Origin of the sequence: Desulfomonile tiedjei DSM 6799, assembly GCF_000266945.1 — a bacterium.
GTDB lineage: Bacteria > Desulfobacterota > Desulfomonilia > Desulfomonilales > Desulfomonilaceae > Desulfomonile > Desulfomonile tiedjei.
In genome coordinates this window covers 1-25,314 of the sequence record NC_018025.1, presented here as the reverse complement: position 1 = coordinate 25,314, position 25,314 = coordinate 1, and the positions used below count along the sequence as shown (strand labels likewise).

21 protein-coding genes are annotated in these 25,314 nt (G+C 47.9%); 15 read left to right on the top strand and 6 right to left on the bottom strand.

The features are described 5' to 3' along the window. Window positions 1-674 precede the first annotated feature (674 nt). The 3 genes from DESTI_RS00130 to DESTI_RS00120 are packed head-to-tail and all read left to right on the top strand — an operon-like array spanning window position 675 to window position 4,144. Window positions 675-2,009: a glycosyltransferase family 4 protein gene (locus DESTI_RS00130; RefSeq protein ID WP_014807934.1), complete on the top strand. Its 1,335-nt coding sequence runs from the start codon at window positions 675-677 to the stop codon at window positions 2,007-2,009. Window positions 2,010-2,041: 32 nt separating this feature from the next. Continuing rightward, window positions 2,042-3,235 (top strand): glycosyltransferase, encoded by a 1,194-nt coding sequence (locus DESTI_RS00125; protein WP_014807933.1) that lies wholly within the window; start codon window positions 2,042-2,044, stop codon window positions 3,233-3,235. 48 nt (window positions 3,236-3,283) lie between these two features. Further along, window positions 3,284-4,144, top strand: coding sequence for a formyltransferase family protein (locus DESTI_RS00120; RefSeq protein WP_014807932.1), 861 nt, complete (start codon window positions 3,284-3,286; stop codon window positions 4,142-4,144). A gap of 70 nt (window positions 4,145-4,214) precedes the next feature. On the opposite strand, the gene DESTI_RS28150 is transcribed toward DESTI_RS00120, so the two are convergent. From DESTI_RS28150 to DESTI_RS00105, 3 genes are all read right to left on the bottom strand, one after another. Continuing rightward, the gene (locus tag DESTI_RS28150; protein WP_014807931.1) at window positions 4,215-4,985 is read right to left on the bottom strand and encodes a YdcF family protein; all 771 of its coding nucleotides are present in this window, start codon (window positions 4,983-4,985) and stop codon (window positions 4,215-4,217) included. Further along, window positions 4,978-5,250: a hypothetical protein gene (locus DESTI_RS30510; protein WP_157212057.1), complete on the bottom strand. Its 273-nt coding sequence runs from the start codon at window positions 5,248-5,250 to the stop codon at window positions 4,978-4,980. The genes DESTI_RS28150 and DESTI_RS30510 overlap by 8 nt, the downstream gene beginning before the upstream one ends. Window positions 5,251-5,385: 135 nt before the next feature. After that, window positions 5,386-5,955 (bottom strand): SGNH/GDSL hydrolase family protein, encoded by a 570-nt coding sequence (locus DESTI_RS00105; RefSeq protein ID WP_014807929.1) that lies wholly within the window; start codon window positions 5,953-5,955, stop codon window positions 5,386-5,388. A 502-nt stretch (window positions 5,956-6,457) separates the two neighbouring features. Between DESTI_RS00105 and DESTI_RS00100 the strand changes: the two genes are divergently transcribed. The 12 genes from DESTI_RS00100 to DESTI_RS00035 all read left to right on the top strand — a co-directional run bounded on the left by DESTI_RS00100 (window position 6,458) and on the right by DESTI_RS00035 (window position 19,827). Beyond that, window positions 6,458-8,422: a magnesium chelatase subunit D family protein gene (locus DESTI_RS00100; RefSeq protein WP_014807928.1), complete on the top strand. Its 1,965-nt coding sequence runs from the start codon at window positions 6,458-6,460 to the stop codon at window positions 8,420-8,422. A gap of 277 nt (window positions 8,423-8,699) precedes the next feature. Continuing rightward, window positions 8,700-8,909, top strand: a complete 210-nt coding sequence (locus DESTI_RS00095) for a hypothetical protein (RefSeq protein ID WP_014807927.1) — start codon at window positions 8,700-8,702, stop codon at window positions 8,907-8,909. Between the two features lie 565 nt (window positions 8,910-9,474). Continuing rightward, window positions 9,475-9,813, top strand: a complete 339-nt coding sequence (locus DESTI_RS00085) for a 4Fe-4S dicluster domain-containing protein (RefSeq protein ID WP_014807925.1) — start codon at window positions 9,475-9,477, stop codon at window positions 9,811-9,813. A gap of 56 nt (window positions 9,814-9,869) precedes the next feature. Next, window positions 9,870-11,018 carry a 2-oxoacid:acceptor oxidoreductase subunit alpha gene (locus DESTI_RS00080; protein WP_014807924.1) on the top strand — a complete coding sequence of 383 codons (1,149 nt, stop codon included), beginning with the start codon at window positions 9,870-9,872 and terminating at the stop codon, window positions 11,016-11,018. Between the two features lie 130 nt (window positions 11,019-11,148). Then, window positions 11,149-12,072, top strand: a complete 924-nt coding sequence (locus DESTI_RS00075; RefSeq protein WP_014807923.1) for a thiamine pyrophosphate-dependent enzyme — start codon at window positions 11,149-11,151, stop codon at window positions 12,070-12,072. Next, window positions 12,069-12,635 carry a 2-oxoacid:acceptor oxidoreductase family protein gene (locus DESTI_RS00070; RefSeq protein WP_014807922.1) on the top strand — a complete coding sequence of 189 codons (567 nt, stop codon included), beginning with the start codon at window positions 12,069-12,071 and terminating at the stop codon, window positions 12,633-12,635. The genes DESTI_RS00075 and DESTI_RS00070 overlap by 4 nt, the downstream gene beginning before the upstream one ends. Window positions 12,636-12,781: 146 nt before the next feature. Beyond that, window positions 12,782-15,223, top strand: coding sequence for a CoB-CoM heterodisulfide reductase HdrA2 (gene hdrA2, locus DESTI_RS00065; RefSeq protein WP_014807921.1), 2,442 nt, complete (start codon window positions 12,782-12,784; stop codon window positions 15,221-15,223). Then, window positions 15,220-15,681, top strand: coding sequence for a 4Fe-4S dicluster domain-containing protein (locus tag DESTI_RS28145; RefSeq protein ID WP_014807920.1), 462 nt, complete (start codon window positions 15,220-15,222; stop codon window positions 15,679-15,681). The genes hdrA2 and DESTI_RS28145 overlap by 4 nt, the downstream gene beginning before the upstream one ends. Window positions 15,682-15,717: 36 nt before the next feature. After that, window positions 15,718-16,611: a CoB--CoM heterodisulfide reductase iron-sulfur subunit B family protein gene (locus DESTI_RS00055; protein WP_014807919.1), complete on the top strand. Its 894-nt coding sequence runs from the start codon at window positions 15,718-15,720 to the stop codon at window positions 16,609-16,611. A 340-nt stretch (window positions 16,612-16,951) separates the two neighbouring features. After that, on the top strand, window positions 16,952-17,815 hold the full coding sequence (locus DESTI_RS00045; RefSeq protein WP_014807917.1) for an Mrp/NBP35 family ATP-binding protein: 864 nt from the start codon (window positions 16,952-16,954) through the stop codon (window positions 17,813-17,815). Window positions 17,816-18,190: 375 nt separating this feature from the next. Further along, on the top strand, window positions 18,191-18,904 hold the full coding sequence (locus tag DESTI_RS00040; protein ID WP_014807916.1) for a rhomboid family intramembrane serine protease: 714 nt from the start codon (window positions 18,191-18,193) through the stop codon (window positions 18,902-18,904). Window positions 18,905-19,122: 218 nt separating this feature from the next. Next, window positions 19,123-19,827, top strand: a complete 705-nt coding sequence (locus DESTI_RS00035; RefSeq protein ID WP_014807915.1) for a hypothetical protein — start codon at window positions 19,123-19,125, stop codon at window positions 19,825-19,827. 158 nt (window positions 19,828-19,985) lie between these two features. Here DESTI_RS00035 and gyrB read toward each other — a convergent pair whose 3' ends face one another. The 3 genes from gyrB to dnaA form a co-directional block, all read right to left on the bottom strand. After that, window positions 19,986-22,415 (bottom strand): DNA topoisomerase (ATP-hydrolyzing) subunit B, encoded by a 2,430-nt coding sequence (gene gyrB, locus DESTI_RS00030; protein WP_014807914.1) that lies wholly within the window; start codon window positions 22,413-22,415, stop codon window positions 19,986-19,988. A gap of 113 nt (window positions 22,416-22,528) precedes the next feature. Further along, window positions 22,529-23,623: a DNA polymerase III subunit beta gene (dnaN, locus tag DESTI_RS00025; RefSeq protein ID WP_014807913.1), complete on the bottom strand. Its 1,095-nt coding sequence runs from the start codon at window positions 23,621-23,623 to the stop codon at window positions 22,529-22,531. 324 nt (window positions 23,624-23,947) lie between these two features. Continuing rightward, entirely contained in the window at window positions 23,948-25,294 is a 1,347-nt protein-coding gene (gene dnaA / locus DESTI_RS00015; protein WP_014807912.1) for a chromosomal replication initiator protein DnaA, read from the bottom strand. Window positions 25,295-25,314 lie beyond the last annotated feature (20 nt).

The following is a 25,314-nucleotide window of genomic DNA, read 5'->3' as shown; positions in this document are numbered from 1 at the left end:
GCGTCCCTGCCGGCAATAACTTATTGCTTTGTTTGGTGAATTGTTCGCCGGCACGGAGGCCGGCGCTACCAATTGCTGGGAACTGCTCTTCACAATCCGTGATTACTTTCGAGAATCGGTATAGTATTTCCGTTTACCGATTCCGCCCAGACAATCAGCCAATCGAAAACAATCAACTTCAAAGAAGCAATACTCGAGGAACCTTTTCTGCAAATGGGTTGTGCCCTTAACTTAGCTAATTGCTGTGAAGTCCCGAAGAGACGAACCATGAGTAGCCACGGGTGCGAGAAACTGTCTCAAAACTATTTGGAGCAACGAAATCGTGCCACGATCTGGGATAAAATTCGACTTTTGAGACAGTCTCGCGAACCCGTGGTCAGCGGCTACATGTAAAGGTTTTGACCCTGAAAGGGTCCACCATTGGTCCATCTGAGTTCAAGTTGAACGATAGTCGACCCCGTCAGGGTCCTCACTGATCGGTTTGGCTGCAATTCTTTCCATGGGTTCCACCCATGGCTACATTTGGATCGCCCCGTTGGGGCTCCGGCCGTCAACACCGGAGCTGAGTGTGAGCTAAAGCAACAATTCCTGGACTCGTGCAAAGAAACTTTTGACTCTTCTTATAAGAAGGGTTTTCCCCAGTATTAACCCGCTTGAAAGAAGATAGCACACGTATGAACATTCTATTCGTCTGTCCTGTTTTTCCGCCGGAAATCGTCCCTTCCTCAGTGATGCTCGATCAACTGACCCGACATCTGGGCCTCACAGGGCATAAAGTGACGATGATCACCTGTTTTCCCAGCCTGCCTGGGGGGAAAATTTTTAAAGGTTACAGAAGACGCTTTTGGAAGATAACCGATACCCAAACCTTGAGACTTATCAGGTGCTTCTCTTTTACTGTCGGGACAAAAAGAAAGAGAGTATGGCGGGCACTCTCCCATATTTCCTTCGGCCTTGTTGCCGCACTTCGGCTGTTGTTTGAAAAAAAGCCGGATGTTATCGTAGCGGACATGGTCCCGGTTATAAGCAGCCCTTTCATTGTATTTCTTGCGAAACTCCTCGGGATTCCAGTCGTGAACTACATTCAGGATCTCTTTCCCGAGGCAGTTGCATCTGCAGGCATGATTCGTCGGCAAGGTGTTGCCATGCGAATCGCTCTCATGATCGATGCGCTTACCTGTAGAGCTGCGGGTGCGAATATTGTCATTTCTGAGTCCTTCAGAAGAGCATTGTTGAATTCAAGAGGAGTGCCGGATAACAAGATTTTCGTACTTCATAATTGGATAGATGGATCCGAGATCAGGCCGACCAGCCGTCTAAATCTGTGGCGTGCTCAAGCCGGAATTCCACGCGATAAGTTCGTCGCTATGTTTGCCGGCACCCTGGGAATTGTCAGCGGAGCCGAGGTTTTGGTTGATGTGGCTCAGGAGCTAAAGACGTCTGAACTACATGACGTATTAATATTAAGTGTCGGGGAAGGAGTACTTAAAGAACCCATGATCCGGCGTTCAGAATCGCTGGGATTGGATAATATCCTATTTCTCCCTTTCCAACCCGCTGCAATGCTCTCCGAGATGCAATCGACTGCGGACGTCTTTCTCCTGACCATGGACAAGTCTCACGTAAACTCATCCGTTCCCAGCAAGCTGGTAACGTACCTTGCCATGGGAAGGCCGATTATCTGTGCAACCGATGAAAATTCGGCCGTAGCAGAAACGGTTGCACAGGCGAAATGCGGACATGTGGTTCCGCCCGGAGATGCCAAAGCCATAGCTTCGCAGATCCTGAACCTCAAAAAGAGCAATAGCGAGCGTGCCTTTTTCGGTGCCTCCGGCCGCTCTTATTTTCAGGAATATTACGATATGCCTGCAGCCATGAAGAGATTCGAGCTGCTGTTATCGCAGTTATCAACCATGCAGCAAATGCCGAAAACCCGCGGTTCCACGGTTGAAAGTCTGTTAAATGCTGAAAAAGAAGATCGGAAAACCTCTTCAACAATCGAGTCGTAATCTCCGTGGTAAAAAACCGATAACACAATCCGATGAAAATTCTTTATTTGGCTCCCTATTACAAGCCCGCCTGGAAACTTGGCGGACCGGTATTCGCGGTAAGCGGTTTGTGCGAATCACTGATTCGACTCGGTCATGACGTCGAGGTTTTCACCACAGATATCGGCGGGAAGAACGAACGTCTGCGCGTCTCACCTGGAGTGCCGTGCAACATCGATTCCGTAAAGGTGACCTATTTGCGCGGCCAAGGATACTGGCGCTTCTTTTTTGCCCCATCGCTCATTTCGCTGCTGAAACAAAGGGTCCCTGAATTCGATCTGGTCCACATATCAGGAACCTTCACGTTCTTTCACATGGCCTGGGCTCTTTGTCTTCGGAACACCCAAATTCCTTTTGTTGTGTCTCCTCGTGGAGCATTCATGTCAAATGCAATGAAGAGAGAATTCCTCAAGAATATCAAGAAAGAGCTCTATCGAGTTCTGGTGGAATCTCGGGTCCTGGAACGAGCTTCTGGCGTTCATTGCATGACGGAAATGGAAGAAAAGGCAGTACTCAGATATTTTCCGGGAGTCAAAACCTTTGTGATACCCAATCAAGTCAGTGTAGACACATTTACCCCCGTGTCCGAAGGAAATCTGTTCAGACAGGAGTTGAACATCAGTGAATCGGCCTTCGTTTTTCTTTACCTTGGAAGACTACATCCACATAAAGGAATCGACCTCAGCATAAAAGCATTCGCAGAACTCGCCGAAAAACATGCGAACGTTCAGCTCATAATAGCCGGAGGCACGGAAGCGGGAACTGATAGACAATGGAGAAATTTGGCTGATTCCAGTGGTGTGTCGGATCGCGTGCACTTTCTCGGACAAGTTGCAGGAAAGCGAAAACTACAGTGTTTCACTGGTGCCGATGCTTTCCTGTTAAATTCATACTCGGAAAACTTTGGGATATCATGCGCTGAGGCCATCATCTGCGGATTACCGGTGATCGTGTCCGATCAGACGGGCCTCGCTGATTGGGTCCTTCGACACCAGGCCGGACTCGTTGTACCCCAGGATGTTTCAAGAATAACTGAAGCTATGCTTTCAATCATAGACAATTACCCTTCTCATAAAGCACATGCCATAAAATCTGCCGAGCTGGCACGGGAAGAATTTAGTCCCCACGGTACCGCAACCAGGATGCTCCAGGTCTATAAACGTTGCGCAATGCCAGTTCGGACCTGATCTCACGGCATAATCCATTTGAGAAGAGTTATCATTGAGGTATGAGTTATGGATATCGTTCTTTTCTGTAATGACAGCTACTTTGCCTATTTGTTGGCTGAACCGATTTTCTACACATTCTGCAAGTCAATAAAAGCGGTAGTTTTCTCGACAAAAATAAAGAGTTCCTTGCCTACAATCTTCAAGATCTATCGACAGACGTATCCAAGGTATTTTCTTTACCGAGCAACGGTAGATGCGTGCAATAAAATGGCCCGATTGACAGGCGGCAACGGTATTTCATCGCTTGTTCGCAAGAATGGGCTGGTCTCATTCAATGAAGGTGACATTAATGTAAGTGATACCTTGAGCCAATTCTTTCCAGCAGATCTAGGCGTGGCTATAAACTTCGATCAAAAAATTGGAGACTCTGTCCTGAAATCGTTCAAATACGGCATCTTGAATTGTCATGCATCCAAACTTCCGAAAGACAAAGGAATCTCGCCGGCCTTATGGGCATTTGCCAGAGGCGACGATTCAATATGGTTCACTATTTACAAAATGACTACAGGCTTCGATGCCGGACCGATTTATAAACAGGTGAAGGTTGGGATAGACCGAGCCGACACGGCATTTTCCATTTACGAGAGAGTTTGTGCACAAGCAGGTGAAGAGCTTGTCAAAGCTATTGAAGATTTGCGGGACGGGACAGCCATTTTCAGGCCACAATCCCTGGATATAAGACCGAACTATTTTGGATGGCCGGATGCTCGCCACAAGACCATGATGAGAGCTTCCGGCAGAAAATTCATAAAATTTTCAGAGATCCTGAGAGCGTTGGGCCCCTGCAAACCGAGAGTCCCTTTGTCCGATCTGGAAACAATGCTTGATGATGGCTCCCGCAACCGCCATCTTACTTCGGTGCGATGAAGGAGCGGCAAGGATTCCATATTACGTGCTCGTATACGGCTCTCGCCGATTCAACACTATTGCTTTCCCATCAGTTCCATAACGCGCCTTTTATCCGAATCCAGGCTAATCCGGCATATTCATGAATCGCCACCTGAGATGCAAGGAGAGGTTCAGTATTAAGCATGAACCATTTTATGAAACTCGGAGATTTGGTTGAGATGAACTCGCAGGGAGCGGGCACGGGTTTGAGGCCTGCTCTTCTAAAGGTTTCCATCGCCCGGGTCATGTGATAGGCGGAAGTCACAAGAGCAAAAGGTTCATCGGCTACGATTCTTTTTACGAGAGCCGCTTCTTCAGACGTATCTTTTGCACCGCTTTCCAGAACAAGAGATTCTCTCGGAACTCCGAGTTCCATGGGGAATTCAGTCATTTTTTCCTGAGAAGCATACGCACGAGGAAATCCCGGCCGCAAAAGCACGAGTTTGCTCCCACGAATACGGCGCACCAGTCTTGCTCCTTCCAATACCCTGAGCACTCCTCCGACCCCATCCGCAGGGGTCAAATTATCGTCTTTTACCCCACCGCCTAAAACCACTATAAACACTATTCCTTTGCGAGAAAGTTCCTCTGCATCTGCATACGATCCTGCCCATTCCTGGAGCGGTTTCATCAAAACGTAAGCGGTTAACGGAGAAGCGGTTGCGGCCAGAGTCAGAATTCCGATTCCTATCAAAAATTGTCCGATTCTCAGGCGAGTACGAGTAAGGATCAGTCCTATTGTGCAGAGTACCAGCGCTGCGCCGACAGGATATAGCACGAGTGAGACTAATTTTTTCCCGACAAAGAGGAGCTCATTCATCGAATCTTCCAGGTTTGGTAATGAGATTGTGTTTTTTCTGAGTCTCCAGAATATATTTGCAGAGCAGTGTGGCTGCGAAAGCATGTCCTTCTTTAGAATAATGGCAACCATCTACAAAGAGCGACTGAATATTAGCGAGACGTCCGAATTCAGGACTCAGATCTACAGTCAGTGGTTCTGGTAGCACTTCATAAAGACTTCGTTTGTCGTTGGCTTGAGGATCTGATACTTCTCCTGTCAAAACAGTGAGATAAGGTGACCACAAAAACAACACCGGAGTGCCTTTCGTCTCACACAAATCTCTAATTCGGCATAAGGCCTCGAGATTCTGTGTCAAACATCTTTCATTTTTGAAATGATCGATTTGCTTCCATTTTTGAGAAAGATTTCCGAAAAACCTTCATACCAGATGGCGAAAGAACTCATTGAGAGCCCACTGCGGATTCGTGCTCCAGAAAGGTAGAACATAAAAGTTCGTAAAATCCCGCCTTAAATTCCCCCATGGAAAATATACCACAACGAGGTCAGCTCCGTACGTGCCTCGTGTTTCAAGATACTTGAGCACATTTTGCGGCCCGTACGCATTTACCCCTGCATTCAAGATTTGGTATTTCCTTCCGGTTTCTTCCGTAAGAAGCTGCTCGGCCAAAGAGCAAAACGTATCCTGCTGATCGATATAACTTCCTCCGAATGGGACCGAATCGCCGACCAAGAGTGTGCGAAACACATTGGCAGGCTTTTCAGAGGTGTAATCTGGAGACCTCATTCCCAGACTATTGATAGATACCCTGCAATTATTGACCCGTTTCAATGCCTGATTCGGCTTGAGCACATATCCGATGGCCGGGTCGTATGAATACAGCGGAGGATTTCCGTACCCGAGCCGCTGCAGATATATCTCTGCCACTCCGAGGCCTACCAGTGCCGCAATCGCGAAAATAATACCGACGACAAAGACTCTTTTGAGCAAAGAAATACTCCAGCCATTTTTCAGTATTGCAGGATATCACGTGTTCTTCGGATTGAAAAAACCTGCCCGGAACAGCACTTTACGGTACTTTCTTTGCACCAAACAAGTGCAATGTGCGTTTAGAGACATATTCATGTTTATATGCTGTTTTTTCCCTTTGACAAATGCGTAAGTGAAAAAGTTCTATCTCCGGTGCACGATGTACAGACATGACTGTGATACCATTTCGCAGTCTCTGCACATAAGATAGCGAAGGCTGGGGTGTTTTGAGCGAAGTGATCAGATGGCTTTGCGTCGTCCGGAGCGAAGAATACCCCAGCCTCCCACATTATGAAAAGAAAAGCGAATCGGTATGAGGAGCAATCATGCAGGACAGCGGTTCCCCGTGATCCTCATGAAGATGGAATTCTCGCAAAAGAAACGAGGAATACGATTATTGAACTTCCATGAATCCTGTTCTATTGTTAACCCTTGAATCATAGAGGTTGATGTGGAGATCTAATTGTCGAGCTTCAATCATCAGTATCCTTTTTCTGCTATCTTCGGACAGGATTCCATGAAGCTCGCGTTGCTCCTCACCATTATCAACCCGCTCATAGGAGGCGTGTTGATTCGAGGTGAAAAGGGTACAGCCAAATCCACTGCAGTCCGAGCTTTAGTCCGTTTTCTTCCCGCTGTCCGCACCAACAATCATTCTTCGATTTTCTCGACCGACAAATTTCAGCCGCCTGCTCATATCGACCATGAAAACGGCGGCCCTCGAGCTCGTGTTGTTACTCTGCCTCTCCATGCAACGGAAGACATGGTCCTTGGCGGATTGGATTTTTCAAAATCGCTCCAGGCCGGGAAACCGGAGTTCCAGCCGGGTCTCCTGGCTCGTGCGCATGGCGGTATATTGTATGTAGATGAAGTGAATTTGCTTTCAGATCATCTTGTCAACACAATCCTTGACGTGACCGCTTCGGGAGAGAACCTGGTCCAACGGGAGGGTATATTTTATCGTCATCCTGCAAAGTTTGTGCTTGTCGGAACCATGAATCCGGAAGAAGGAGAGCTCAGACCTCAATTGCTCGACCGCTTCGGATTGTGCGTGGAAATCAAAGCAGAGACCAAGATCGCAGCTCGAATCGAGGTGCTTCGTCGCAAAGACGAGTTTGAACGGCAACCCCAATTATTTTGTAAAAGATTCGAACAGGAAGACTCATTACTCTTAAAGCGGCTCTCCCGCGCTGCGCACATTCTGCCGCATGTCCGTTTGACCCGACGAATCGGATCTTTCATTGTCGAGATTTGCACGGTTCACCATGTCGCCGGACACAGAGCTGATGTGGTGATAGCTCATACGGCTCGAGCACTTGCTTCGTTCGAAGAGCGAACCGAGATTGTGGACCAAGATGTCGAAAGAGCTGCTGCATTGGCTCTTCCGCATCGTTCCAGACTGGCAGCCTTTGAAAACAAGAAGAAAAAATCGGGTCACTCTCCGCAATCTTCTGTTGTCAATCCCCTTTTATGGGAAGAGTATCCAGACTCCAGCCCTCGTCACCTTGTACCGCCCACGGAGAATTTCGAGGAGGAGATACACGGGACCACAGAAAGACGTGCACTGCGAACCGACAGCCCTGAGGCAATCTTCGACATCGGACAGAGCTTCAAGGTTCGAGAAATAGTGCATTCGCCTGAAAAACGTGTGCGCCAAACAACAGGCAGACGATCCCGCACAACAGCCGCGAACAAGCGAGGCAAATATATTCGGGCTGCGGAACCTCGCGGCAATCATGATCTGGCTCTGGATGCAACGTTGAGAGCCGCGGCTCCACATCAGATTCATCGGGAAAAAAAGCCCGGAATGGCGGTTGTCATCAGAAACGAAGATATCAGAGAAAAAATCCGGGAAACACGAACTGGCAATTTTCTCCTTTTTCTTGTGGATGCCAGTGGCTCCATGGGGGCAAAAGGGAGAATGGTCGCTTCTAAAGGTGCAATCATGTCATTGTTGCATGACGCATATCAGAAGCGAGATCGGATTGCGATGATATCGTTCAGGAAACAAGAGGCGGTGGTAAATCTTCCTCCTACTTCTTCCATGTACTTGGCTGGTAAGCTGTTGAAAGAACTCCCGGTTGGCGGAAAAACACCTCTCGCCGCGGGTCTGCGCAAAGGCGGCGAACTCTTGCGCACTATGATGATCAAAGATCCAGGTTGCAGACCGATTGTAATTGTGATTACGGATGGAAAAGCTAACGAAGGTATCGGCAAAGGCGACCCTTTCTGGGAGGCTCTTGCCATTGCACAGAGCATTGCCTCTGATAAACGGATCAAATCAGTGGTGGTGGACGCAGAGGAAGAAGGAACTTTCCATGATGGATTGGCCGCGCGACTGGCAAAAGTAATGGCTGCAGATTACTTTCGCATCAAGGATCTCAAGGCGGACGTACTTTTGAGAATCGCTCGAAACAGCGGTACCTGAAGGTAACTCGTAGTACTTGTCTTATGATCGGTTCCTTCTCTTGGCAGTCTCGCAATTCGGGGAGTCTCGCCCTCTGGAACTTGATAATATTATTGTGGTCTCTAAGAAATGAAGATATTATCAGTTCGGTTTGTGTTATGGGGTGAGTAACGCTGCCGGACTCTCAGATTCTGAATCAAGGACGCAGTAATCTGATCGTTTCAGTTTCATGTGATCCTTGATTCTGGATTTTGGAAAGAGTTTGCTGCACGAAGTCTCGGAAGACAGAAGGGAAGATATGATGATCAAGTCCAGTACAGAAGATATGCAAAAAGTCTGTGCTGCTTTTATTGTAGAAGACCAGGAAGTTGATCGAGAGCAGCTAATCGAGAAATTGGAAGATTGTCTGGACATGGCCGCAGCAATTCAGGCTATAGACGAAGTACGCGAAACGGCAGACATTTCTGATTGGGATGAGTTTGTAAAAGAACTTGATGCAACGGAATAGATTAATCCTTGTCTTACATAATTCAGATTCTCGGACCAGCCAAACGAAGCTTGCGTAAATTTCAGAAACACGAACAGAGTGTTGCGCGCGAATTAATTGAACCGTTGAAGAATGACCCAAGGCCCTCCGGGTGTGACAATGTCATGGGGCACAAGAATATTTTGAGGGTAAAACATCAGGATATCCGCGTCATCTATGGCGTAGCAGACGATATCAGGCATGTCTTCATAATTGACGTTCGAAGAAGAAATGAAGCTACGTACAAGAATATTCCCATCCAAACTCTGGATTTAGCAATTTCAGAAGCAATTTCAACCTTGAAAGCCCGATCACGAGACGATTGAGCCGTTGGAGACTCATGTGTCTGACTAATAAGATCTTTCCAGGCCTTCTTGACACTACTTCGATGCACCCCTGGGGATTATCACCAATTATCATTTACTGTTTTGCATCCATCACTGTCTTCAAAGCAGGACATCTCCGCTTCCTTTCCGTCAATTGACTCCTGGGAAAAATAGACTATACTACTCACACTTCAGCGCATTCCGAATACGGAGACGAACGCATGAAATTCTGGCGCCTACCCCTTGATTCCGAGGCTCATTCGATTCCGCAAGGAATTGTAAATATTATCGAAAATCGCTGTAAAGGATGCGGATTCTGTATCGAATTCTGTCCTAACGGTTGTTTGAAGGAAAGCAAACGATTCAACGCCAAGGGATATCATCCGCCGGAAGTAGTAATGCAAGCGGAAGACTGTGTGGAATGCGGACTGTGCGGTCTCATTTGTCCGGAATTTGCGATCTTCACGGAGTTGAAGGAAGCGAAGAAGATTACAGAAGAAGATATACAGAAGGTAACCACACGGTATTCTCGAAAAGATAAGCGATCCCAAAAACGATAACCGCCTGTGGCATAACAACATTCCTCCACTATTCTTTAAAGGAACCCAGGTTTTAGATGGCAGATAAAGATATTCTGACCGGTGAACATTTTATTCACGGAGATGCGGCCTGCGCGGAAGGCGGAATTGCTGCAGGATGCCGTTTCTTTGCCGGATATCCCATAACTCCTGCGACGGAAGTTGCCGAACGCATGGCCAGAAGACTGCCCCAGGTAGGCGGTGTGTACATCCAGATGGAAGACGAGATCGCCTCCATGGCCGCGATTCTGGGTGCTTCCTGGGGAGGCGTGAAATCAATGACCTCCACGTCGGGTCCGGGTTTTTCTCTGATGATGGAGAATATCGGTCTCGGGATGATGACTGAAACGCCCTGCGTTGTTGTCAATATACAGCGAGGTGGCCCTTCCACGGGTCTTCCGACACTTGTAGGCCAGGCGGATGTTATGCAGGCGAGATGGGGTTCTCATGGGGATTACGGCTGCATTGCTTTGGCTCCTTCATCGCCCCAGGAATGCTTCGATTTTACTGTGGATGCATTCAATCTGTCGGAAATCTACCGCCAGCCTGTTTTTGTGCTTGGTGACGAAGTTGTGGGGCATATGACCGAAAAGGTCATTATTCCACCGCGGGATAAGCTGAAGATCGTCGATCGCAAGAAGCCTCAAGTGTCAAAACAAGAGTACTTGCCGTTCGCCACGGAAGATTTGATGCCCGCACCGATGGCTGTTGCCGGCCAGGGGTATCACGTGCATGTGACGGGTCTGACTCACGATGAACGAGGATATCCCGTAATCACGGATGCGGTTCAGGAACGGAATGTCCGGCACATTGTGGATAAGATTCGCAAGAACGCTGAAAAAATTATCCGATATGATGCGGTTTTCCTTGACGATGCTGAAGTCGTCGTCGTGGCATACGGCTGTACCTCGCGGGTTGCCCGTCAATCGGTGGAAGACATGAGAGCAAAAGGTGTAAAGGCAGGGCTCCTTAGACTGATTACCTTGTGGCCTTTTCCTTCTCAGGTGATACGACGCCTTGCAAAACAGGCAAAAGCTTTTGTGGTTCCCGAAATCAACTACGGGCAGATCGCGTATGAAGTCGAACGAACTGCCCAGGGAAATGCCGAAGTGGTTTTAATGGCTCTCATGGGCGGGTCTATCCATACTCCCGAAGAAATAACGGAAACCGTCCTGGAATGTTTGTAATGCGTGCAGCCGGTAAGATTTCCCGCTCTGGTGCGTTTACGAACAGACGTACTGTACGTGCGGGCTCGAATATGAATAGCATTGGTCGGCCTGCATACAACGATCTCGATGATCGATATGTGGAGAATTCATGAAGGTAAAGCTTAGAGAAACCGTTCCATTCAACAAGGAAGCTGCGGACCTGCTCATTCAAAAGGATCATGGCCTTCATCCGGATGACAAGTACCTGAAACCCGGAAGAATTCCGCATATCTGGTGCCCCGGTTGCGGGCTTGGAGTTGTCCTCACCTCATTCATTGAAGCCATGCGCCGCAAGGGACTCACGGTGGATCAAAGCGCTGTAGTGTCCGGCATCGGTTGTACGGGAAGGGTCGCGGGATACCTCGACATGGACACGTACCATACCACCCATGGCAGAGCCATTCCTTTTGCTACCGGGTTAGCGCTGGCCAAACCCGATCTCCATGTGACGGTGTTTTCGGGAGACGGCGACTTATTCGCCATCGGAGGGAATCATCTGATCCACGCAGCCCGGCGCAATGTGAATCTGAAAGTGCTGTGCGTGAATAATTTCAATTTCGGTATGACGGGCGGGCAAGTGGCTCCCACAACTCCGCTCGAGGCCCGAACGTCCACCACTCCCACGGGCAATGCGGAACCCGGTTTTAATCTCCCGTATTTGGCTCATGCAGCCGGAGCTGTCTATGTTGCCCGCTGGACCACGTTCCATCCACGGCAGCTCGTGCATTCCATCAGCCAGACATTCGATAAGAAGGGATTTACCTTCATCGAGGCTATCACACCATGTCCCACGGGATACGGCAGACCGAACAAGCTTGGCTCCGGATTGGAAGAGATGCGCTATTATCGTGAGATGTCTGAAATCAGGAATGGCGCCGATCTGAGAGAAACCGGAATTCGCCTCAGAGAAAAAATCATCGTTGGAACCTTTGTTAATACGCAGCGAGCCGATTTCATGGAGAATTATCGGGGCAAAGTGGTCGCTCGAGCCGCAGCAAAGGGAAAAGGGAAAGAAAAGGGCAAAGCCGCATGAGTGAGAAACAGGAGATCAGGCTTGCAGGTTTTGGAGGACAGGGGATAATCTTGTCCGGTCATATCCTCGGTAAAGCAGCAGCGCTTTTTGAGAAGAAAAATGCGGTCTTCACCCAGAGTTACGGCCCGGAAGCCAGAGGCGGTTCGTGCAGCGCAGATGTGGTCATCTCGGATGATGTCGTGCATTATCCGAAAGTCGGCCGCCCTGCGGTTCTCGTGATCATGAGTCAAGGAGCTTGGACCACGTACGGTCAATCCATCCTTCCCGGAGGCACCCTGATCCTCGACGAAGATTTAGTCACTATCGACAAGGACCCTGAAGGAATCACCGTTTACAGGGTTCCGGCCACTCGTCTCGCGGAATCTATGGGCAAGAAGATTGTGGCAAATATCGTAATGCTGGGAGCGGTTGGCGCTCTGGGAAACGTGGTCGCTTACGAATCTCTTAAGAATTCGGTACTCTCATCGATTCCGGCAGGTACGGAGGAACTCAATATTTCCGCTTTCGACAGGGGTTATCAGTATGGAGTGGATCTGTTGAAACGCATGCAAGCCAATGCATGATGGCGTCAAGTCTCTCTGAATTTCCGAATGCACAAAGGTGCGGCTGTATCCAAAGAGGGGAAGTCGTGAGCACCTTTGTCCGAAGATCCACATCGACAAAGTGTTTCACAAAGTTCTGAAGCGGATGTGCTGGAGGATACTGTTCATTGAAAGAAATAAATGAAACCATCGAGCCGATCAAGAGTTCTCTTCGCATCGGTGTCTATGTCTGCCATTGCGGTAAGAACATCGGTGGCACGGTCCGATGTGACGAAGTAGCTGAGTACGCCAGTCACTTGCCCGGCGTTATCCTCGCGAAAGACTCTCTATACACCTGTTCGGAACCCGGCCAGGAACAGATAAAGCACGATATACGCGAGCACGATCTAAACCGTGTTGTTGTTGCCTCCTGCACTCCGAGACTGCACGAGCCTACTTTCAGAGCTGCCTGTGAAAGTGCCGGTTTGAATCCCTATCTCCTGGAAATGGCAAACATTCGGGAGCACTGTTCGTGGGTTCACCTGCACGATAAGGACGCTGCCACCGAAAAGGCCAAAGATCTGGTCGCCATGGCGGTAAACAGAGCTGCACGCCTGAAGCCGCAAATTGAGGTTACGGTTCCAGTCACTCGGAAAGCGATGGTCATCGGTGGAGGTGTGGCAGGAATCCAGGCTGCTCTCGATATGGCCGATGCCGGATACAAGGTGTATCTCGTGGAACGTACCGGCAGTATCGGCGGCCGTATGGCCCAGATAGACAAGACCTTTCCCACTATGGATTGCTCCATCTGTATCCTGGCGCCAAAAATGAGCGAAGTGGGAAGACATCCGAATATCGAACTATTGACTCTCTCGGAAATCCAGGAAGTGCAAGGCCATATCGGTAATTTCAAGGCAAAGATCCTCAAAAAGGCTCGATATGTCACGAAAGAATGCACCGCCTGCGGGGACTGTATTCAGGCGTGTCCTCAGCTTTCACCGGATGAATTTAATGCCGGGCTGTCCATTCGCCGGGCCATTCATATCCCCTTCGCGCAAGCAGTTCCGTCCACTTTTCTCATCGATATGGACCGGTGCTTGAACAATCAGGGAATCGTTGCCTGCGATCGCTGTTTTCAATCCTGTTCTCACAAATGCATCGATTTCGCGGATAAAGACCAAATCCTTGAGCTTGAAGTCGGTACTATCGTCGTAGCCACGGGCGTTGAGGTGTACGATCCCACTGCATTGACTGAGCTTGGGTACGGTAAATTCCCGAATGTCATCACGACTCTTGAATTCGAACGACTCATCAATGCTGGCGGGCCTTCCGGCGGCGAGTTGATTCGACCGTCAGATCGCAAGAGACCGAAAAAAGTAGCGTTTCTTCAGTGCATCGGATCCAGGAGTAAAAGAAGCAATCCGTACTGCAGCAACGTATGTTGCATGAATACGGTAAAGGACGCTCTGCTCATCAAGGAACACTGGCCGGACACGGAAATCCATGTCTTCTACATTGATATTCGTGCATTCGGGAAAGGTTTCGAGGATCTCTTTCAGAGAGCCCGTCGAGAAGGCGTCGTTTTCATGCGCGGAATCCCCGGTGAAATCATCGAGGATATTCAGACCGGCGACCTCACACTTTTAGGCGAGAACACCCTTTTGGGAAGTCATTATAAATTCCATATGGATATGGTGATCCTTTCCGTAGGCATCAAGCCGCACAAAGACGCGGAAAAAATCCAACGACTACTCAATCTCGCAACAGATACCGACGGCTTTTACATGGAAGCGCATCCGAAACTCCGACCGGTAGACACTACCACTGGAGGGGTATTTCTGGCGGGAGCGGCAGAAGGTCCGAAAGATATTAAAGATTCCGTGACTCAGGCTTCTGCGGCGGCATCGAGAGCCAACATTCTCATGTCCAAGGGTGAAGTTCAGATACCTGCCATAACGTCCCACATCGATCCGGAAAAATGTACGGCCTGTGGTCTGTGCGCTCGCGTTTGTCCCTATCATGCCATTGAAGGCAGTAAAGAACAGGGATTCTACAGGGTTATCGAAGCAGCGTGTCAGGGATGCGGGGCCTGTGTTCCTGAGTGCAGGTTTGGAGCCATTGACCAGGCCCACTTCACAGAAGAACAGATCGTGTCGCAAATCGATGCAGCTTTGGCTATTGACCCGCACAACAAGATTTTGGCGTTCGCGTGCAACTGGTGTTCGTATGCCGGTGCGGATTTTGCCGGAGTGTCGAGGATGCAGTATCCGCATAATGTTCGCATTATACGCACTATGTGTTCTGCTCGGGTATCTCCATCCTGGATTGAAAAGGCCTTCAGCATGGGCGCCGGCGGCGTCCTGGTTTCAGGTTGCCATCCTGCAGACTGCCATTACAACAATGCGAACCAGAATACTGCACGAAGAGTAGATCGTTTCTGGAAACGCATGGAGAAGCTCGGGATTAACAAGGATCGTCTGAGATTAGCCTGGGTGTCGGCTGCTGAAGGGGCTCAGTTCGCAAAGGTCATAAAGGAAATGGAAGAGGGCTTGAGAAAACTCACACCCCAGGAAATAGAAGAAGCAGCCGAAAAACTGACAAAGTCTTTCAACAAGAAGAGTGAAGCATGACGATAAAAGTCTGGAAACACTTCTCTCGGGAAGATCTGTACGAATGTTATCAGTGTGCTCGATGTACGGGTTCCTGTCCGGCTATGGAGGTTGCTCCCGCGTACGGTCCCAGAGAGACTATTTTGAAGTGCCTCAATCTGGGTCACGACAAGGTGGTGGAAGACGAGAAAATATGGCTTTGCTGCACTTGCAACGTGTGCGAAGACAGATGTCCTCAGAAAATTCCCATTTCGGACCTGCTAGTTGCCCTTCGCAATTCTGCGGCACGTCGGGGAAACATTCCAATGAGGCTCAGCATGGCTATTGAACTGCTTGCCAAGACCGGTCGTTCGATGATCGTTCATCAATTGGACGAGATGCGTGCACACCATGGTCTGGCGCCTCTGCCTCCGGCTCCTGTGGAAGAAATCCGAGATCTTCTGAAGAAAAGCGGATTGGACGATATCATAGAGTTTTGAGCATTCCAGGCTACGGCCCGGTTTTGAAAGGTGAACATGAAATATGCCCTGTATCTGGGATGTGCAATCCCGATAAAATATCCCGGCTTTGAAGCTGCAACCCGGCTGGTGTGTGAGCGATTAGGTATTGAACTGCTGGACTTACCCTTTTCGTGTTGTCCTCCTCCGACGAGCATGAAGCTGGTGCACTACGAATCATGGCTGGCGCTTGCGGCTCGAAACCTGTGTCTTGCGGAAGAAGCCGGTGTCGATTTGCTGACCTTGTGTTCAGGATGCGTGAACACATTGAAAGAAGCAAATCACATCCTGAAACAGAGTGATTCGAAACGACGCAAGGTCAATCGCATCCTGGAAGAGTACAATCATCAGTTCAAGGGAACAATCAATGTAACGCATATCCTGGATGTGCTCTATCAGGATTCTGTGGTGGAACGACTGTTGAAAGAACGAGTCCGGGATGTTCCGCTACGGATTGGCTGCCATTATGGCTGCCATTATTTCCGGCCTCCAAAGATCATGTATCCCGGAGAATTGTCCGATGCGGAATCGTACGTTCCTGTGAAGATGGATCATCTCTTGTCGATCATCGGGGTAGAACCGGTGGAGTATTCCCGAAAATTCCTGTGTTGCGGATCTCCTCTGGGCGCTAATATGGACCAGGATGCAGGATACGAAATTACACGGCAAAAGCTCTCGTACATTCGGGAACGCAACATTCATGCACTGTCGGTGATCTGTCCTTCATGTTTCGAGCAGTTCGACATGGGACAAATCGTGCTTGGTCGCAAAACGAAAGAGAAAGAGAAAGTTCCCACTTTCTATTTGACTCAGCTTGTCGGCCTGGCTCTCGGCTTCAATCCCAAGCAGATCGGTCTGGACGTCCACAGGGTAAAACCGAGAAAGATCCTGGAAGCCATTGAGATTGCTTGAATGCCATGGCAAATATTTACAGGAACCATGATAGATTTTTCAATCTGTTATGCAGTTCTTTAAATATTGCCAATCCCTTCCTGCATTCAGCCGGAGTAGTCTAGTTGGCAGTAGCCGACATTCAAGAATTGGTGGGTGCCGTGCCTCCGTGCCGGCACATTTGTCCAAACAAATCGATCAGTTCAGCCCAGCAGGGACGCTGGGCCCTACTGTTTCTCATAAAAGGTAAGTTGTTCAAAAAGTCAGGTGTTATTTCGACTGCTACACACTTTTCCGACCAGGAGATGCAAAATCCTAAAGGTATACAGAACGAACCAGTCTTAGAATAAGGTAATGTAGAATGGCAGAGAAGAAACCCCCTTTATCCAAAGAAGAATTACAGGAATTGCGCGAAGAACTCATGCTTGCAGACAGTCTCACCAGAATCGAAAACACGCTTATGATTCTTTCGGGAAAAGGAGGCGTGGGAAAGAGTACTGTCGCAGTAAATCTTGCTGCAGCTCTGGCTGCATCCGACAGGCAGGTCGGGTTGCTGGATATAGACATTCACGGGCCGAGCATACCTACTCTGTTGAAGTTGGAAGGCGCTTCTGTCCAGGGACAATCGCAACGGGGCATGAGTCCCATTCAGTACAACAACAATCTGAAGGTTATGTCCGTGGAGTTTGTCCTCAAAGACCAGGCCCATGAAGCAGTCATATGGCGCGGCCCCATGAAACATCGTTTGATAAAGCAATTCATCGCTGAAGTTGACTGGGGCAATCTCGATTTTCTCATCGTGGATGCTCCTCCCGGAACTGGAGACGAGCCGCTTTCAATTTGTCAGATGGCTCCACCGCGATCTCGGGCGATTATCGTTACCACTCCGCAAAAGCTGGCTTTGCAGGATGTGAAGAAATCCATTCGTTTTTGCAGGGCCGTGGAAATGCCTATTTTCGGCATAGTCGAAAATATGAGCGGTTTTGTGTGTTCCAATTGTGGTACGGAACACGAGTTATTCAAGAGTGGTGGTGGAGAACGGCTTGCAAGAGAAACGGGATTTAAATTCCTGGGACGCATACCGTTGGATCCTCGACTGGTCACTGCCTCGGATGAAGGAAAACCGTTTGTGTTGGAATATCCAACTTCGGCTGCCGCAAAGGCCTTTGACCGGATGATCGAGCCAATTCTGGCATTGTCCCCGCCCAGAATGAAAAAGCACTAATCTAGCGAAGAAACCCTTCTTATCAGGAGGGTTTCCCCGCTTCCCCGAACCTCTTCTTAATGACTCCCGCTATTTTTACAGCAGTTGACGAAATTTCTTACTTTTGAACACATTGTGCTTTAATGAACGGGAAGGGCCCGGCGTCCCTGCTGGCCCGAAGAGATTGATTTGTGTTTGAAAAATGTGCCGGCACGGAGGCACGGCACCTACCAATTGTCGAGAAGTGCTTTTCGCAATTGGACACTGTTTTATACACTTGTTCTAATTGCGAAATGATCCATATAATGGAATTACGATGTAAATCGGAACTGTAATCTCAATCAACGATACAAATAATTGTGAAGCAACTCGTAAGTGGATAAAGAGGTATGATACATGTTTCCGCTGAGAGATGACATTCAATCTGAGAGTTTTCCCTTTGTTACTATTCTCATCATCATTCTCAATTCATTTATGTGGATGTACGAAATTTCACTCGGACCGAGACTCGAAAATTTTCTCTGGCAATATGGTCTGATTCCCCTACACGTGGTTGCTTACGACCATTTTCGGGGAGGGTTCATAGGAAATGCCTTGATCCCGATGTTTACCTCCATCTTCATGCATGGAGGATGGATGCACATCATTGGGAATATGTGGTTCCTGTGGATTTTCGGTGACAATATCGAAGGTAGATTAGGACATTTCAAATTTTTCCTCTTTTATCTCCTTTGTGGAATAGGCGCTTCAGTCATACACGTAATGTCCAGTCCGGAGTCCAGAATTCCTACTATCGGGGCAAGCGGCGCGATATCCGGAGTTCTGGGAGCGTACCTGATCAGCTTTCCTCATGCCCGAGTTTTGACGCTCTTCATTATCGTCATCATTATTCGTATTGTTGAAATTCCTGCGTTCGCTTTTCTGATATTCTGGTTTGTGTTCCAGTTCATAAGCAGTGCATCGCTGGCCTCCGTTCAGCAAGACGCCGGTGGGGTAGCATATTGGGCTCACATGGGTGGATTCGTGGTGGGGATTGTTCTGCTATTGTTATTTCCCAAGAAACCTGCTCCACAGCCTCATTCACGCCCTGCACTCTCGCGCAGATGGTGACAGCATCAGGATTGCGGATATTTGTTTCCTTTATCCGACATTTGCCGTAGAGATTCCCGCTGCAAAAGTGTATGCTGTGCTTCGCACAGTTACTGATAATTTCCGTGCACGTAGCTGAAAAGCAGTACATGTAACGGTGTTTACAAACAAAATCAAATGTGATATTTTTAATTTATCCAGACATCTAAACGAGAACGTTTTTACAAGGAGGCTTCCGCATGCTGGGAAACGAGGAAACACGTCGTCCCGTTTCGGAAAACAACCAAACAGGCGGATGGACTACGCTGCATTCATGGATATTCCTGGGTATTGTGGCAGTAGGGCTTCTGATGATCGGTATCCAGAATAGATACCACTACTTGAGCCCCTTGGGCCTGGGAAAAGCTTATAGAATAGACAAGCTTTTTGGAGGTATTCAGGAATTCGATCCTTCCAAAGGATGGATTACAGCACAACTCCAGCAGATGCAGCCTCCCCAAATGTCGGGCATGGATCCTTCTTCTATGGCAATGCAAATGCCCGGCGGCGGTCATCCCGGAATGATGCCGCCTTCTGTGAATGTTCCGGATGCGGCTGTACCGGTTCCTTCTGGTAAAGAGGAACCCCTCGCGGAAAAAGAAACCCAAATTCCAAGCACGCCATCTGTTCAACAAACCAAACCTCAAGAAACAAAGGAATTAACTACCGAAGAAAAATTACGCGCTTTCAAGCGGGCATTTCCGAATTTCGGTCAGGATGAATTTTCGCTTGCGAACGATGACTTGTATCCCGATTGGAAAAAGAATGTTTCTCCCTCAGGAAACTGGAATGAGTTTTTGACAACCTATCAAGAATTTATTCAGTGGTGGAACGATAAAGGATCTCCTGCAGAATCCGGGTTTAAGCTCTGGAAGGATTTTCTTGCACAGAAACCGAAACGTTAAAGCGATTGTCGAAATTTTGACGTTTATCCGAAGCTCCAAGACAAGATATTAGTGGAGACCGGCATCCACTAATTTTCTTAATCTTCTAATATTTTTAATCTTCAATCGGATATGATATCGAAGGAGGTTGCTCAGGCAACCTCCTTTTTTTGCAGCCTTTAATAATCCAAATTCACCACATTCAGCGCGTTTTTCTCTATGAACTCCCGTCTCGGCTCCACTTGATCGCCCATAAGTGTAGAAAAAATCTCATTGGCTTTGACCGCATCTTCAATGGCTACTTGAAGAATCTTCCGGTTTTCAGGATTCATGGTGGTTTCCCACAACTGATCGGCGTTCATCTCGCCGAGACCTTTGTAACGCTGAATAGCAAGTTTCTTTCTTCCGTTTTCCACTATCAACTCGACAAGATTGGAAAATGACGGGACTTCGATTCTCCGTTCATCCGTCTTCATTATGAAGGGGGGTTCTCCAACCAGCGTGACTCGTTTGTTGATAGAAACGATCTCTTCAAAGGACGGGGACTCGGTCATATCAAAATCGATTCTCGTACGTCTGGTCAATCCATTGTGTCGCGATTGCACATCCACGTAGTATTTCGATTCTTCTTCGTCTTTTTCCATATTCATAATCACAGGTCGGATGTACGGGTGTTTGGTTTCCAGTCTGGCGAGCACTTTTTGCATCAGTTCCCGCACCGTATCTTCACTGCTCAGAGAATCCGCTGTAAGCCCTTCTCTCACAAAAGCTTTGAGAACGATCCTTTCCATGTTCTTTCGTTCATACATATCAAGGATCTTCTCCATTCTCATCAAGTTCTTGATTATATTGACGAGTATGGTGCCTTCGAGAAGCTCGCCGTTGCTTTTTTCAATTCTGACGTTTTCCAAACCGTTATCCAGGACAATATTCTCAAGATCGCTTTCATCCTTTACATAGAATTCGTGTTTTCCCTTTTTCACTTTAAAAAGAGGCGGTTGCGCAAAATACAGGTATCCTCTGTTGATAACATCCGGCATCCACCTGAAAAAGAAAGTCAGGATGAGTGTTCGGATATGGGATCCATCCACATCTGCATCAGTCATAATGATGATTTTGTGATAGCGGATTTTGGAGACATCGAAATCTTCTTCACCAATTCCCGTTCCAAGAGCGGTCACAAGCGTCCGTATTTCCTGACTTTGGATAATTTTGTCAAATCGGGCCTTTTCCACGTTGAGAATCTTGCCTTTGAGCGGTAGCACAGCCTGGGTTCTTCGCTCCCGACCCTGTTTGGCCGAACCGCCGGCCGATTCGCCTTCCACAATGAAAAGCTCTGTTTGCTCAGGGTCTTTTTCCTGGCAATCGGCCAGTTTTCCGGGGAGTGCCGATATTTCGAGAGCGCTCTTTCTGCGAGTCAGTTCTCTGGCTTTCTTGGCCGCCTCACGGGCGCGACCGGCTTCTAAAGCCTTTTGCACTATCCATCGAGCTGTAGCGGGATTTTCCTCCAGGTATTGAGAAAGCTTGTCATTGACGAACTGCTCGACTATTCCGCGGATATCCATATTGCCGAGCTTTGACTTGGTCTGACTGTCAAATTGCGGATTCAGCATTCGGACACTGAGAACAGCCGTGAGCCCTTCCCGAAGATCCTCACCGCTTATGCTCACCTGACTTTTTCCGTTTTTTAGCAGGTTTTTAGAACTGGCATATTGATTCACGGTCCTCGTTAACGCGGCCCGAAAACCGGAAAGGTGTGTTCCACCTTCGAAGGTGTTGATATTATTGCAGTATGAAAATACTGTCTCTGAATAGCCGTCGTTGTACTGGATGGCGCATTCGATAAAATTGGAGTCTTTTTCTCCGATAATATAGATGGGGTTCCCATCCATTGTCTTTTTGGCCCGGTTAAGATGTTCCACGAAAGAGATTATTCCGCCTTCGTACTCAAAAACGGCTGGCGCCTTTTGGGATCGCTCATCTTCAAAACTGATCCTGAGGCCCTTATTCAGGTAGGCAAGCTCTCGTAAACGGGCAGCTATAATGTCATAGCCGAGTTCGAGATTGCCGAATATTGTCGAATCGGCTTTAAAAGTTATTTTTGTACCGTTTCTCTTGGTAGTGCCTACGACTTCAAGATCGCTGTCTTTTTTTCCTCGCCGGTATGTTTGGCGATAAACCTGGCCGCCTCGCCGTATTTCGAGTTTGAGCACTTCGGACAATGCATTCACGACCGAAACACCGACCCCGTGGAGTCCTCCGGATACTTTGTACGTATTGCTATCGAATTTCCCCCCTGCATGCAGCATAGTCATGACTACTTCCGCTGCGGGGATCTTTTCGGACGGATGCATTTCCGTGGGAATACCGCGGCCGTCATCTTCGATGGTGACTGACGAATCCAGGTGAACGATGACATCTATATTGTGGCAGAAACCTGCCAGGGCCTCATCGACAGCATTGTCAACAACTTCCCAAACCAATTGATGAAGACCTTCAGTACCGGTGTTGCCAATGTACATTCCCGGCGTATTTCTGACTGCCTCAAGGCCCTCCAAAACTCTAATATGTTCTGCACCATAGCTATGAACTTGCTGTTGTTGTTCCACAGCGTAATTTCCTCTCCAACGTAAAATTGGTTGATTTGCCCGGGCTTCTGAACCACCTTGCGGATCGTATTTTGCTGACCCGGTGTATTCTTTTCAGGAACTCTATAGCGGATTCATTTCCGCATGGGCATGACGAGGTTAAAATAGGATGCAACGGGTTCCGGACTGATTACTATGGGCGCACCTTCCTGGAGAAAATTGAGAGAAACCTGCTCGGAATCGATGGCTCCCAGAGCCTCTATAAGATACGCGACATTCACGACCACGGTGATGGGATCTCCGGAATATTCTGTTTCCACTACATCGCTGGCCGTGCCGAGATCCGGATGCGTTGCACTGAGCTCGATTCTCCCTGGTTGAACGTCCAAGACTATGCCCTTATTCCGTTCGGCAGCCAATACGGCTACTCTCCTCAAAGAATGGAGAAAACTCGTTTTCGGCACTGTTATCTTCTTTTCACCGGGAGGAGGCAACACTTTCCGGTAATCCGGATAATCTCCTTCGATGAGCCGAAGCGTCATGAAAAACTTGTCCGTTTTTAGCACCATATTCTTCGGTTCGAATCCAATGCTCACATCTTCTTTCACGCTTTCCAGCAATCGTTTTAGCTCCATCAAGCTCTTCTTCGGGATCAAGACCTTGGATTCGATAGGCAGTAAAACTTCACCATCTGCCAGTGCAAGCCTGTGACCATCCGTTGCAACCAATCTGGTCTTTCCCTCATTTCGTTCAAAGAGCACTCCATTCAGGTTGAAGCGGGAATCGTCGTTTGAAGAAGCGAATAACGTCTTGTCGATCAAGTAAATCAAGTCAGCACTTGGAATCGTTGCAGTTTCGACTTCCTCCGCAGCCTGCCAAACCGGATATTCCGATGCATCCATCCCGGCAAGCTCAAATACACTCCTTCCCGAACTGATCTTTATCCTTCCATTCTCTTGAAGTTCGACGGTGAGATCGCCGGAAGGTAGTTCCCTTACAATTTCGAAGATTTTTTTGGCAGGGACCGTGATCATCCCTTCCTTGCTTATAGAACAAGTATACATCATTTGAAGCCCGACTTCCAGGTCTGTGGCTGTAATCAACAGACTGGAATTACTGGCATTCAGAAGAATGTGAGACAAGATGGGCAGAGTGGATCTTTTTTCCGTAATGGGAACTGTCTTGGATAAACCTTCAAAAAACATGTCCCGAGCGATTTCAAACAACATGGAAGCTCCTTTATAGTGCCTAGAAACAAAATATGTTGAGAGATTCAAATCTGTTGTATGGAAAGAGGATATGTGAAATCGACTTCAATTTTCTCTGCAAAAAACTTTGGAGTGCTTTGACTCCGTTTATTCTTTTTCTTTGCATAGAAAGAAATAAAGAAGTAGTCGTAGTAGGTCTTGTGAAAATGTGGAAATCCCATTCCAGAGAAGTCTGACAGCGATTCCCGGTTGTGAAATACATGTTGATAAGTACTCGCGAAAAAAGTGCGTCACTGCATGAAGCAGGGATGTTCACTTTTCTTGAACAAGTTTTCAACACGATGTTCACAGACGAATATCCTTTTTCAAACCATCGATGAAATTCTTGAGAGAGCTGTCCTGTTCCATCTTTTTTTCAATCTTTCTGGTAGCATGAATGACAGTTGAATGATCTTTCCCGCCGAAAGATGCCCCAATTTCCGGATACGAAAGCTCAGTGAGTTCTCGAGCCAGGTACATACCCACCTGTCTTGGCTGTGCGTACAACTTATGTCTCTTCTTTGATTTTATATCAGCAGGTTTCACATTATAAGCTTTTGAAACGACAGAGATTATATCATCAACGGAAATGTTCTTTCTCGGTCGGTGAAGTATTTCCTTCAGAGCGGTTTGTGCAAGGCTCTTCGTCAGAGGAAGCCCCTGAAGCGTACTCATGGCTACGACTCGCACAAGATATCCGACCAATTCACGGACATTCGATTCTACTTGTTCCGCAAGAAAATAGGAGACTTCGTCAGGAATCTCCATTTTGTCTTCTGAAGCTTTTCGTCTCAGAATTGCTACTTTTGTTTCCAAATCCGGGACTCCCATATCTGCAACGAGTCCCCAACTGAAACGGGATTTGAGACGATGTTCAAGTTCAGGGATTTCCCTGGGAAATCGATCAGATGTGATAACAATTTGCTTTCCGGCTTCATAAATACTATTAAATGTATGAAAAAACTCTTCCTGAGTCCTCTCTTTTCCCGCTATAAATTGAATGTCGTCAATGAGCAGCAAGTCAACATTCCGGTACTTGCCTCTAAAATCCAACATTCGATCGAAACGGATCGCATTGATCAATTCGTTCGTGAATTCTTCCGACGTACTGAACGAGATCTTTTTCGATTTGTCCTTTTTAAGGACAGCGTACCCAATGGCGCTCATGAGATGAGTCTTGCCCAATCCGACACCGCCGTAAATAAAAAGCGGGTTATAGCTTTTTCCCAGGTTCTCAGAGACCGACATTGCCGCGGCATGTGCGAACTGGTTGCACCCTCCCACTACGAAACTCTCAAAGCTGTATCGCGGATTCAGATTACGTTGCAGAGCCAATTCCGCAGTAACGCTTATGTCTTCACACTTTATAGAATCAGCAAATTCATCGGGAACGACAATAGCGTTGTCCAACACTTCATCTCGGCTTTGAAAATCGAACTCGTATTCCTTTCCGGCTGCTTCAGCGAGACACTCTGATAACACTTTGGAATATCGTTCTTTTATCCAGGCCACAAAAAAACTGTTGGGAACAGACAGGACCAAACGATTGTCCGATATTTCTTCGCAGATGATGGGTTCGAACCAGGTATTCACGGTGTGATCGTTTACCCTGGTCCGAAGCAGTTCTTTACATCGTGCCCAAATAGCGCTCATGCTGTTTCTTTAAAAGAATA

Coding starts and splice junctions, on each gene's coding strand:
- DESTI_RS00130 (WP_014807934.1), top strand. CDS start 675: ATGAACATTCTATTCGTCTGTCCTGTTTTTCCGCCGGAAATCGTCCCT.
- DESTI_RS00125 (WP_014807933.1), top strand. CDS start 2,042: ATGAAAATTCTTTATTTGGCTCCCTATTACAAGCCCGCCTGGAAACTT.
- DESTI_RS00120 (WP_014807932.1), top strand. CDS start 3,284: ATGGATATCGTTCTTTTCTGTAATGACAGCTACTTTGCCTATTTGTTG.
- DESTI_RS28150 (WP_014807931.1), bottom strand. CDS start 4,985: ATGAATGAGCTCCTCTTTGTCGGGAAAAAATTAGTCTCACTCGTGCTA.
- DESTI_RS00095 (WP_014807927.1), top strand. CDS start 8,700: ATGATGATCAAGTCCAGTACAGAAGATATGCAAAAAGTCTGTGCTGCT.
- DESTI_RS00085 (WP_014807925.1), top strand. CDS start 9,475: ATGAAATTCTGGCGCCTACCCCTTGATTCCGAGGCTCATTCGATTCCG.
- DESTI_RS00080 (WP_014807924.1), top strand. CDS start 9,870: ATGGCAGATAAAGATATTCTGACCGGTGAACATTTTATTCACGGAGAT.
- DESTI_RS00075 (WP_014807923.1), top strand. CDS start 11,149: ATGAAGGTAAAGCTTAGAGAAACCGTTCCATTCAACAAGGAAGCTGCG.
- DESTI_RS00070 (WP_014807922.1), top strand. CDS start 12,069: ATGAGTGAGAAACAGGAGATCAGGCTTGCAGGTTTTGGAGGACAGGGG.
- DESTI_RS28145 (WP_014807920.1), top strand. CDS start 15,220: ATGACGATAAAAGTCTGGAAACACTTCTCTCGGGAAGATCTGTACGAA.
- DESTI_RS00055 (WP_014807919.1), top strand. CDS start 15,718: ATGAAATATGCCCTGTATCTGGGATGTGCAATCCCGATAAAATATCCC.
- DESTI_RS00045 (WP_014807917.1), top strand. CDS start 16,952: ATGGCAGAGAAGAAACCCCCTTTATCCAAAGAAGAATTACAGGAATTG.
- DESTI_RS00040 (WP_014807916.1), top strand. CDS start 18,191: ATGTTTCCGCTGAGAGATGACATTCAATCTGAGAGTTTTCCCTTTGTT.
- DESTI_RS00035 (WP_014807915.1), top strand. CDS start 19,123: ATGCTGGGAAACGAGGAAACACGTCGTCCCGTTTCGGAAAACAACCAA.
- dnaN (WP_014807913.1), bottom strand. CDS start 23,623: ATGTTGTTTGAAATCGCTCGGGACATGTTTTTTGAAGGTTTATCCAAG.
- dnaA (WP_014807912.1), bottom strand. CDS start 25,294: ATGAGCGCTATTTGGGCACGATGTAAAGAACTGCTTCGGACCAGGGTA.